At 44.4% G+C, this 9,955-nt stretch carries 8 protein-coding genes and 1 pseudogene; 7 read left to right on the forward strand and 2 right to left on the reverse strand.

Going from position 1 to position 9,955, the window contains the following annotated elements; genetic code table 11:
• Positions 1–144: 144 nt before the first annotated feature.
• A complete protein-coding gene (locus DP116_RS23695; RefSeq protein WP_246275764.1) occupies positions 145–1,068 on the forward strand; it encodes a DMT family transporter in 924 nt (307 codons plus the stop codon).
• Between the two features lie 137 nt (positions 1,069–1,205).
• Here DP116_RS23695 and DP116_RS23700 read toward each other — a convergent pair.
• Positions 1,206–1,403 (reverse strand): annotated as a pseudogene (locus tag DP116_RS23700) (zinc ribbon domain-containing protein); the annotation flags it as partial.
• Between the two features lie 149 nt (positions 1,404–1,552).
• Here DP116_RS23700 and DP116_RS23705 point away from each other — a divergent pair.
• Both DP116_RS23705 and DP116_RS23710 read left to right on the forward strand, forming a co-directional pair.
• Positions 1,553–2,791, forward strand: coding sequence for a DUF445 domain-containing protein (locus tag DP116_RS23705; RefSeq protein WP_169157499.1), 1,239 nt, complete (start codon positions 1,553–1,555; stop codon positions 2,789–2,791).
• Between the two features lie 42 nt (positions 2,792–2,833).
• Positions 2,834–3,013 carry a hypothetical protein gene (locus DP116_RS23710; RefSeq protein WP_169157500.1) on the forward strand — a complete coding sequence of 60 codons (180 nt, stop codon included), beginning with the start codon at positions 2,834–2,836 and terminating at the stop codon, positions 3,011–3,013.
• Positions 3,014–3,030: 17 nt separating this feature from the next.
• On the opposite strand, the gene glmM is transcribed toward DP116_RS23710, so the two are convergent.
• On the reverse strand, positions 3,031–4,503 hold the full coding sequence (gene glmM / locus DP116_RS23715) for a phosphoglucosamine mutase (RefSeq protein WP_169157501.1): 1,473 nt from the start codon (positions 4,501–4,503) through the stop codon (positions 3,031–3,033).
• Positions 4,504–4,878: 375 nt separating this feature from the next.
• On the opposite strand from glmM, the gene DP116_RS23720 reads away from it, so the two are divergent.
• The 4 genes from DP116_RS23720 to DP116_RS23735 all read left to right on the forward strand — a co-directional run bounded on the left by DP116_RS23720 (position 4,879) and on the right by DP116_RS23735 (position 9,815).
• On the forward strand, positions 4,879–5,592 hold the full coding sequence (locus tag DP116_RS23720; RefSeq protein WP_169157502.1) for a biliverdin-producing heme oxygenase: 714 nt from the start codon (positions 4,879–4,881) through the stop codon (positions 5,590–5,592).
• A 318-nt stretch (positions 5,593–5,910) separates the two neighbouring features.
• Positions 5,911–6,747 carry a sulfite exporter TauE/SafE family protein gene (locus tag DP116_RS23725; RefSeq protein WP_169157503.1) on the forward strand — a complete coding sequence of 279 codons (837 nt, stop codon included), beginning with the start codon at positions 5,911–5,913 and terminating at the stop codon, positions 6,745–6,747.
• Between the two features lies 1 nt (position 6,748).
• Complete coding sequence (locus tag DP116_RS23730; protein ID WP_169157504.1) at positions 6,749–7,132, forward strand: DUF1634 domain-containing protein; 384 nt, start codon at positions 6,749–6,751, stop codon at positions 7,130–7,132.
• Between the two features lie 151 nt (positions 7,133–7,283).
• On the forward strand, positions 7,284–9,815 hold the full coding sequence (locus DP116_RS23735; protein ID WP_169157507.1) for a U32 family peptidase: 2,532 nt from the start codon (positions 7,284–7,286) through the stop codon (positions 9,813–9,815).
• Positions 9,816–9,955 lie beyond the last annotated feature (140 nt).

The following is a 9,955-nucleotide window of genomic DNA, read 5'->3' on the forward strand; positions in this document are numbered from 1 at the left end:
ATCCCCAGACTCAGGGAGCGCATCTACCCTCTGATAGCTCGTCATTACCGAACTTTACCTTTTTATGACTAGCCATCTTCTGCACCTTTTGTTTACTCGCTTCATTTTCTGGCATGGCGATGCTTCATGGAGGTTAGATGTTTTATGCTGGCAAATTTTTCTGACTTATTTTTAATGAATTTTAAGGGAGAACTGGCAGCTCTGGGAGTGGCGTTTTTGTGGGCGCTGACTTCAGTTATCTACAGTCGCTTAGGAAAGAAAATTTTCCCGCTGGCGATGAACTTGAGCAAAGGTGCGATCGCAATTGCGATGGCTTTCCTCACCATCCTTTTGAGTGGTGAGCAACTGCTGCCAGCAATTGACTCAATCCGCTTCATACTCCTACTTCTCAGCGGTGCTGTCGGAATTGGTGTTGGTGATACTGCTTATTTTGCGGCATTGAACAGCTTGGGAGCAAGACAGACGCTGCTATTGAAGACATTAGGTCCACCGATGGCTGCAATTGTATCGACTATTTTTTTGCACGAACAACTGTCATATGTTGCTTGGGTTGGTATTTTGTTAACTATTTTAGGTGTGGCTTGGGTAATTAGCGAACGAGTTAAAAATGCTACTATCAATGACAAGCTGATTGTTGGTGTCAGCTTTGCTCTGTTATCAGCATTCACAGACGCAATGGGTGCAGTTTTATCCCGTGCAGCGCTGGCAGAAACAACTATTAATTCCCTGTGGAGTGCGATGGTACGGCTAGTGGGTGGGGTATTAATACTGCTGTTGTGGCTGCCGATGAAGCGAGAACCAGTCCGCGCCTCTCTAAAAGAATTGCGGTCTGGGCGGATACTGGGCATCGTTATACTGTGTGCTTTTCTGAGTACTTACTTGGGCTTTTGGCTGCAACAAATCTCTCTTAAATTCAGTCCTGCAGCCATTGCTAAGTCCCTCAATGCTACGAGTCCTCTGTTTGTCCTGCCGTTTGCTTTCTTTATTGGAGAAAAAATCAGTCTACGGGCAATTCTGGGCGTGTTGGTGGCGATCGCTGGGATGGGGCTGTTGTTTATCTACCGCTGATTGCGGATAACGAGTATTTTCATAGCCAAAATCCTTATAAAATTATTGACCTCCCACGGCTTTAGCGTAGCGTGGGATTCTTGAATCATAGGAGAGGAGTTCTACTAAACTTACTTTCCTACGCGCATCTTGATCGTTTACCCAACGACTGCACACCCTCTATTGAGGACGACTTGAGCGGCTGCTACATCTCTATCCGTTGTGTAGCCGCAATTCTCACAAACATGAACGCGTGACAACTCTTTTTTGCCTGTTTCGGTTCCACAATTAGGACAAATCTGACTTGTTTTTCTGCTATCGACTTTCTGAAAATAGATACCACGCTTAAAACAACATTTTATTTCTTGAAACTCTGCCTTGGCTTCATGCCTCCCGCGTTATTTTAGGTATGATGGAAATGCTAGTGATAACGAAAGCTTAGTAGTTGTTCATTATTTAGTGATTAGTAATTCACTAATGATTAATAACTCATAACTAATGACTAATGACTTTGGATTGGTCTCATCTTTGGCTTTATGTCTCTCCCCCAATAGTGGGTGGAATTATTGGCTACTTCACTAACGATATAGCCATCAAAATGTTATTTCGTCCCTACCGTGCAATTTACATCGGTGGACGAAAGATACCCTTTACACCTGGATTGATTCCCCGCAACCAGGAACGGCTTGCTAAGAATGTCTCGGATACAATTATGGGGTCGCTACTGACACCCCAAGAGTTGCAAAAACTAGCGCGGCGACTGTTGCAAACAGAACGCATCCAAGGAGCAATTCTCTGGATATTGCGACTGGCAATTGACCAACTAAAATCCGATAAAGAGCAGAAAACTGCTAAAATATTGTCGGGAATTTTGCGGGATTTGTTAGGAGAATCTTTACCACGTCTTTTGAAGGTATTGGCGCGGCGAGAAGATTTTTTAGAGGCGCAAGTTAATCAAGTTTTTGACCAGATATTACTGGACTTTCAACTTACTGAAGAACAAGCCAGCCGCCTTGCTGATTGGCTGTTGCAAGTCGTCATACCGCCGGAGATTTTGCGACTAGCAGTCATTGACTTTTTGACAGATCGCACAATCCAAACTATTGACGAAAGTTTTCGGGAAAAAACCAGCGGTACCTATTGGGTTGTGGCAAATCTGTTTGGTTTACGCAATACTTTAACGCGCCTACGGACTTACTGCTTGGATGAAAAAGATGCTACTAATGCTCGCTTGCAGGAATTGATTCAACAGTTACAGGTGCGCGATCGCCTCAAGCAACTTCTACAAAGTTTTTCTTTGGAAAATTTGCCAATAGGTACAGTACGACAACTGCGAAAGACGACACGCGAAAGCGTCCGCCATTACGTGCAAACACGCGGTAGCGATTTACTCCAAGGATTAGGTAGTTCCGTTGACTGGGAAAATATTGGTATGTTGCTGGTGAATCGCCTCAGTTCCTCTCCTGTTGTGAATGCTTCACTGGAAGTGGTTAGCAAAGAACTGGCTCTTGTTTTAGAGCGATATTTGGAGAAAGACTTGGAAGCAATTGTAGCTCAGGCAATTCCCATTTTGGCAATTGACCAAGTAATTGTTGACCGCGTGAAATCAACTTCGCCTGCTGATTTAGAAGCAGCAATTGAGGGAATTGTCAAAAATGAATTACAGGCAATTGTGAATTTAGGAGGTGTTTTAGGCTTTATTGTGGGATTGGTGCAAACAACGTTTTTGTTATTTGCTCAATAGACTTTTTGCAAAAAGATTATTTTTCAGCCAATACGGTTGCTGATGACAAAATACATAATGTTTGTAGAGACGTTGCATGTGAGTCCAGCGCTGCGGGAGGGTTTCCAACGCCAGATACCTATGGAGGGAAACCCTCCTGCAGTACTGGCTCCTCCGCAGGCGACTGGCGAATCCGAAGGACAACGTCTCTACACGTGTGAAGTCTTTCAAAATAATCCTTAACTGAACAGTCTTGATTTTTAAGCCACTAAGTGCTGTTGAACTTGCGTCACCAATTCATTTGTCCAATAATTAACAAGTTCAGCGGCTTCGGCTTCCACCATAACTCGAATCAGAGGTTCCGTACCAGAGGCGCGGACTAAAACTCTGCCAGAATCTCCCATTGCTGCTTCGGCGCGGGCGATCGCCTGTTGCAAAGGTTCACATTCTTTCCATCCCAAACGCTTGGATTTGTCTTCGACTCGGACATTTTGTAACAGTTGCGGATAGGTTTGAAAGCTTTGAGACACCATTTCTGATAAAGGAACGCCAGCTTGTTGCACCAAAGCTGTTATATGTAGGGCTGTGAGTAAACCATCTCCTGTCATACCATAGTGACGGCAAAGGATATGACCGGATTGTTCGCCCCCAAGCATTCCTCCAGTCCGCAGCATTTCCGCCTGGACGTACTGATCACCAACTGCTGTGCGAATGAATTGACCACCGACTTGCTTCCATGCTCTCTCAAAACCTAAGTTTGCCATAACAGTGGAAACAATGAGGTCACTTGGTAGTTGTTGCTTTTGCTTTAGCTTTTGTCCCCACAGGTACAGGATGTAATCACCATTGACTTGTCTTCCGGTGTTGTCTACAGCTAAAACGCGGTCTGCATCACCATCAAAAGCAAAACCTAAATCGGCATTGTGTTCTTGGACTGCTGCTTGGAGAATTCCGAGGTGAGTGGAACCGCAGTTGACGTTGATGCGATCGCCATCTGGTTCGTTATGTAAGTAGATCACTTCTGCCCCCATCTCCTTAAATACCGATGGTGCTAAACCAACAACTGCTCCCCATGCCAAGTCTAAAACAATTTTCATGCCCTGAAAATTCATGACACCGTGCAGGGGTTTTTTCAACGCCTCAACATAACTTCCCACTAAGTCCAAGCGCGAGTAATACCGTCCGCAATGATTACAGTTGGCAGAAGCCATACCACGCACTCCTGCTTCTATTTCCGTTTGCAAAGCTTGGGATAGCTTCATCCCATCCGCGCCAAAAAATTTAATGCCGTTGTCTTCTGGCGGGTTGTGGCTAGCAGAAATCATCACCCCACCTATCGCATTGGTGATGCTGGTGAGATATGCAACGCAAGGGGTAGGACATAGCCCCAAATGCCAAACTTCTAATCCTGCGGCTGTTAACCCTGCACTCAAAGACATCGCCAGCATATCGCTAGAGTTTCTGGAGTCCTGTCCAAGGATAACTGGTCCTGGGTTTGAAGCATGACTACGCAAAACAGTACCTGCCCAAAAGCCCACTTGTAATGCTAAGGGTGCACCTAGCAAGTCTCCCACTCGTCCCCGAATACCATCTGTACCAAACAGGGGTGTACCCAGAAGTGATGTTAAGTTCAACCCAAAACCGCCCTCGTTAACTTTCTTTTCCGATTCATCAATATTGGTCGTTGAATTCCCTGAGATAGTACCTTGAGTTCGAGTTATGTATGAAACCATAAATAGAAAAACCCCACACACTTACACTGGAGAATAGCACTTTCAACAATATTCAATAATATTTAACTATTCCTGCTGGACGCCTTTCAATCGGCAAACTTTACTATTTATTGTTTCATTTTTCACTCAAAGTCGTTGTAAGTATTTTTTAAGTATTTTTTTGTATTTATAAAGATATTGTAAACTACTGGGTGACATCAAAAATTGCTCTCAACACTTATCACTAGGAACTTAGAAATATCTCGGATGATCTCAACTTAAACATTTTTAATATAATTTCTCATCAAATAGTTCTACTGTAACGTTTTAGTGGCTTTTGTAGCCGTTCGTAAATTAGACTTCAGCAGTTGACATTTTATAGTCGAGCATTTTAGCATGAGCAGCAATTTAGCAACAAAATTACGTGTCGGGACGAAAAAAGCCCACACAATGGCAGAAAATGTTGGTTTTGTCAAGTGTTTTTTAAAAGGAGTCGTAGAAAAAAACTCCTATCGGAAGCTGGTAGCTAACTTCTACTTCATCTACTCAGCGATGGAAGAGGAGATGGAGAAGCACGCCAATCATCCGATTGTTTCAAAAATCAATTTTCCTCAACTTCACCGTAAGGAAACTTTAGAGCAAGACCTCACTTACTACTACGGGGTAAACTGGCGCGAGCAAATCCAACTATCTGCGGCTGGTAAAGCCTACGTAGAACGGATTCGGGAAATCTCTGAAAAAGAACCAGAACTATTAGTTGCTCACTCTTACACCCGATACCTAGGGGATTTATCTGGTGGACAAATTCTCAAAGGAATTGCTGAAACTGCGATGAACCTTTCTGACGGAGGAACCGCCTTCTATGAATTTGATGAGATTCCAGATGAGAAGGGGTTCAAAGCAAAATACCGTCAAGCTTTGGATGAACTACCAATAGATGATGCGACTGCTGATCACATTGTTGATGAAGCAAACGCCGCCTTTGGCATGAACATGAAGATGTTCCAAGAGTTGGAAGGCAATCTCATCAAAGCCATTGGACTCATGCTTTACAACAGCATCACACGTCGTCGTACACGCGGTAGTACTGAACTCGCAACTGCTGAGTAAATACAATTAGCATAATCTTTTGAACAATTGCTAGGGGCAGCGCCTCTGGGATGACTCTTGTAGAAAGGGGAATCGCGGGGATGTTGCCCCTAGTTGCGTCTTGAGCACAATTTACGCATTCAAAAATCAACAGGCGTAGGTTTTGACTGTTCATAGGATGTGGAAAAGGGGGATCTGTTTATCTACTACAGCTTTATGTTAACGGGCGTAAAATTCTTAATCTGATGGAATTAGGAGACTGCTTTAATATACAATGCAAGCGTTGCCATTGAACTGTTTGATAACCAACGTTTCATTCAAAAGCGAAGGTGCGATTGTTTGAATATTTTAGAATTTACTCTATTGGTTTGGCTTAGTTCTGCCACCGCAGGCTTTTTGGGAGCACTGACAGGCTTAGGCGGTGGAGTGGTACTTGTCCCCTTGTTAACTATAGTCTTTGGCGTTGACATTCGTTACGCAATAGGTGCTTCTCTGGTATCGGTAATCGCAACTTCTTCAGGTGCTGCTTCTGCATACGTTAAAGAAGGCTATACCAATTTACGCTTGGGAATGTTTTTGGAAGTAGCAACAACATTTGGAGCGATTACAGGCGCAACTATAGCCGCTTTTGTTCCCACCAGGATACTCGCTGTGGTGTTTGGATTTGTTTTACTTTACAGTGCCTACCTATCACGTCAACCTCGTTCTGAACACGCAGATGATACTCCACCTGATCCCTTAGCAACTCGTTTAAAGTTAAATAGCACTTATCCAACACCTGAAAGTGAACAACCTTACAATGTTCGTGCTGTTCCTGTAGGATTTAGTCTCATGTTTGTCGCCGGAGTGCTTTCCGGGTTACTTGGTATTGGTTCTGGCGCACTCAAGGTACTAGCGATGGATCAATTTATGCGGATTCCGTTTAAGGTTTCCACTACTACCAGTAATTTTATGATTGGGGTGACAGCAGCAGCGAGTGCGGGTGTGTATCTAAAACGAGGTTACATCGATCCTGGACTAGCAATGCCTGTCATGTTAGGAGTACTTTTAGGCGCATTGTTGGGAGCTAGGGTATTGGTAAAAGCCAGAGTAGACGTTTTAAGAAATATTTTTAGTATTGTTATTGTGCTGTTAGCTATTCAAATGATTTATAACGGCTTCCTAGGGAGGATTTAAAGTGTCCCAAACTCGACGTAATTTGAGTGAAAGACAAGTCGAAATTTTGGTTGGTAATTTATTGAGATACGGGGTACTTATCGCTACTGCTATCGTTTTATTCGGCGGAGTGTTGTACCTAATTTATCATGGTAAGGAAGCTCCAAATTATCAAATTTTTCGCGGTGAGCCTCCAGCGTTCACTTCTCCTGAAGGAGTTGCAAATTCAGCATTATCAGGTCGTCGTCGTGGCATTATTCAACTTGGATTGTTGTTATTAATTGCTACTCCTGTTGCTAGAGTTGCTTTTTCCTTATTAGCTTTTATGCGTCAGCGAGATATCATTTATATTATTTTGACTGTGATTGTTTTGACTGGGCTGATGATTAGTTTGATAGGTGCTTAAGAGATAATTATCTACTTTTTTGACTGTGAATAATTACAAAAAAGTTGAGAGGATGCAAGGCGTTCCAATAAGGATTGCAAACCTTCTCTCCACCATCAATGACCACAAGCGATAGAATCGCAATGGTGCTCTCTAATCCATCCTCAACTTGATGAAAGCCGATCGCAAACCAACCCCTAAAATGACTTTACCTACCTTTGGTCGCCCTGAACTACTCGCCCCCGCAGGTTACTGGGACTGTGCAAAAGCTGCTGTGGAAAATGGGGCAGATGCTATTTATTTTGGGTTGGATCGGTTTAATGCGCGAATGCGGGCGCAAAACTTTACGGAGGCAGATTTGCCCAAGTTGATGGAATTTCTGCACCGTCGAGGTGTGAAGGGCTATGTCACCCTGAATACACTGATTTTTCCCCAAGAACTTAGAGAAGCAGAGCAATATCTTCGTTCGATTATCAGTGCAGGTGTGGATGCGGTGATTGTTCAAGATATCGGGATTTGTCGTCTCATTCGTCACCTATCTCCAGATTTTCCCATCCATGCTTCCACGCAGATGACGATCACGAGTGCAGCAGGAGTGGAATTTGCTAAATCCTTGGGGTGTCAATTGGTAGTACTTGCTCGTGAATGCTCCCTGAAGGAAATTGAGAAAATCCAGCGCCAGCTTCCAGAACACCAAGCCTCACTTCCTCTGGAAGTTTTTGTTCATGGTGCTTTGTGTGTAGCATATTCCGGTCAATGCTTGACGAGTGAAGCTTTAGGGGGACGTTCTGCCAACCGTGGCGAATGTGCCCAAGCTTGCCGAATGCCCTACGAGTTAATCTCAGATGGCAAAGTTGTGGATTTAGGAAATCGCAAATATCTGCTGAGTCCTCAAGACTTGGCTGGGTTAGAGATACTGCCAGAATTGGTTCAAGCCGGGGTCAGTTGTCTGAAAATTGAAGGTCGCTTGAAAACACCAGAGTATGTCGCCAATGTGACTCGTGTTTATCGAGAAGCCCTGGATCGGGTGATGGCGGATTTGGATGTAGGAGACAAGAAGAAATTCTCCACATCTTTTCAAGAACACTACAACTTGGAGATGGCGTTTTCTCGCGGACAGTATACGGGTTGGTTTCGCGGTGTTAACAATCAGGAACTCGTTCATGCTCACTTTGGTAAAAAGCGCGGAGTTTACTTGGGCGAAGTCACTCGCATCAGTAACGAAAAAGTCATAGTACGGTTACAAGCCCCAGTTAAGCCGGGTGATGGTGTTGTTTTTGACTGCGGTCACCCAGAGGCGCAGGAACAAGGCGGTCGAGTTTATGCGGTGGAACAAAAAGCTAAGGAGACAGTGCTGACTTTTGGTCGCCGTGATCTCAACTTGCGACGAATACACGTAGGGGACAAAATTTGGAAAACCAACGACCCAGAACTTGATAAGCAACTACGTCAAAGTTTTGCTGGAGAAAATCCGCAGTTTCAGCGTCCAATTCACATAGAGGTGTATGGAGAAGTTGGTCAGTCAGTAACTGCGATCGCCCGCGACGAACTCGGTCACATTGTCCAGGTAGAATCTACAATCCCCCTTGAGGAGGCGCACACCAAACCCCTCACCCCAGAACGTTTACACGAACAGTTTGCTCGTCTTGGCAATACTCCCTTTTATCTAGGAAGTTTGACAAATCACCTCAATGGTGCGTTCATGCTACCCGTTAGTGAGTTGAACCGTTTACGGCGGGAGATTGTCGCACAGTTGGAAGAGTTGCGTTCCCAACCCAAACGCTGGCGACTTAACTTTCATGCTTCTCTACAAGACTTGCTCCCTTCCACTTCAAAAGTGCAAGCGACTCCCAACTCCCCATCGCTGATTGTGCTTGTGCGAAACTTCAAGCAACTACAAGCTGCACTGGAAGCGGGAATCGAAACCCTCTACTGTGAATTTGAAGACCCCCGCGCTTACCCAGAAGCAGTGCAGATGGTACGCCAAGCAAGCAAAGCAAATACTCAGCACTCGATCTGGGTTGCGCCTCCGAGAATTACCAAACCCGGGGAAAATTGGATTTTGCAACTGGTGCGTTCCTGTGAGGCGGATGGTTATCTGGTACGGAACTATGACCACCTCCAGTTTTTTGCCAATGAGCGTTGCATAGGAGATTTCTCTCTCAACGTTGCTAATCCCTTGACGGCGGACTACTTTCAGCATCAATTTGGTTTAGAACGGGTAACAGCGTCTTACGATTTGAACATAACTCAGTTAGAAGACTTGCTGACAAGTTGTCCACCTCACTGGTTTGAAGTAACAATTCATCAACATATGCCCATGTTCCATATGGAGCATTGCGTCTTTTGTGCTTTTTTATCTCAGGGGACTGACTACACCAACTGCGGACGCCCCTGTGAGAAGCATGAAGTAAAATTGCGGGATAGGGTAGGGACAGAACACATTCTCCAAGCCGACGCAGGTTGTCGGAATACTGTATTTAATGGCACTGCTCAAACGGCAGCAGAATACGTACAGCATTTTATAGAGCTTGGTGTACGCAATTTTCGGATTGAATTTCTCAATGAGACACCTGAAACAATGACACAAACAATACATCGTTATCAACAACTGCTGCAGGGGGAAATGACTGGCTCTCAACTGTGGCGAGAGTTAAAGTTGCAAAATCAGCTTGGTGTCACTCGTGGTTCAATGGGAGCATAACTGAATCGTCAAAAACTTTGCTAAACTTACTCAAAATTTGTAAATTTCAGAGTTCCCTGTTCTCTGTTCCCTATTCCCTGTTAAGCGTTCCGCTTCATTTTTCATAGACAAGGATGGACAACCCTCCACAATGTCTACTC

Origin of the sequence: Brasilonema bromeliae SPC951 (assembly GCF_012912135.1) — a bacterium.
GTDB lineage: Bacteria > Cyanobacteriota > Cyanobacteriia > Cyanobacteriales > Nostocaceae > Brasilonema > Brasilonema bromeliae.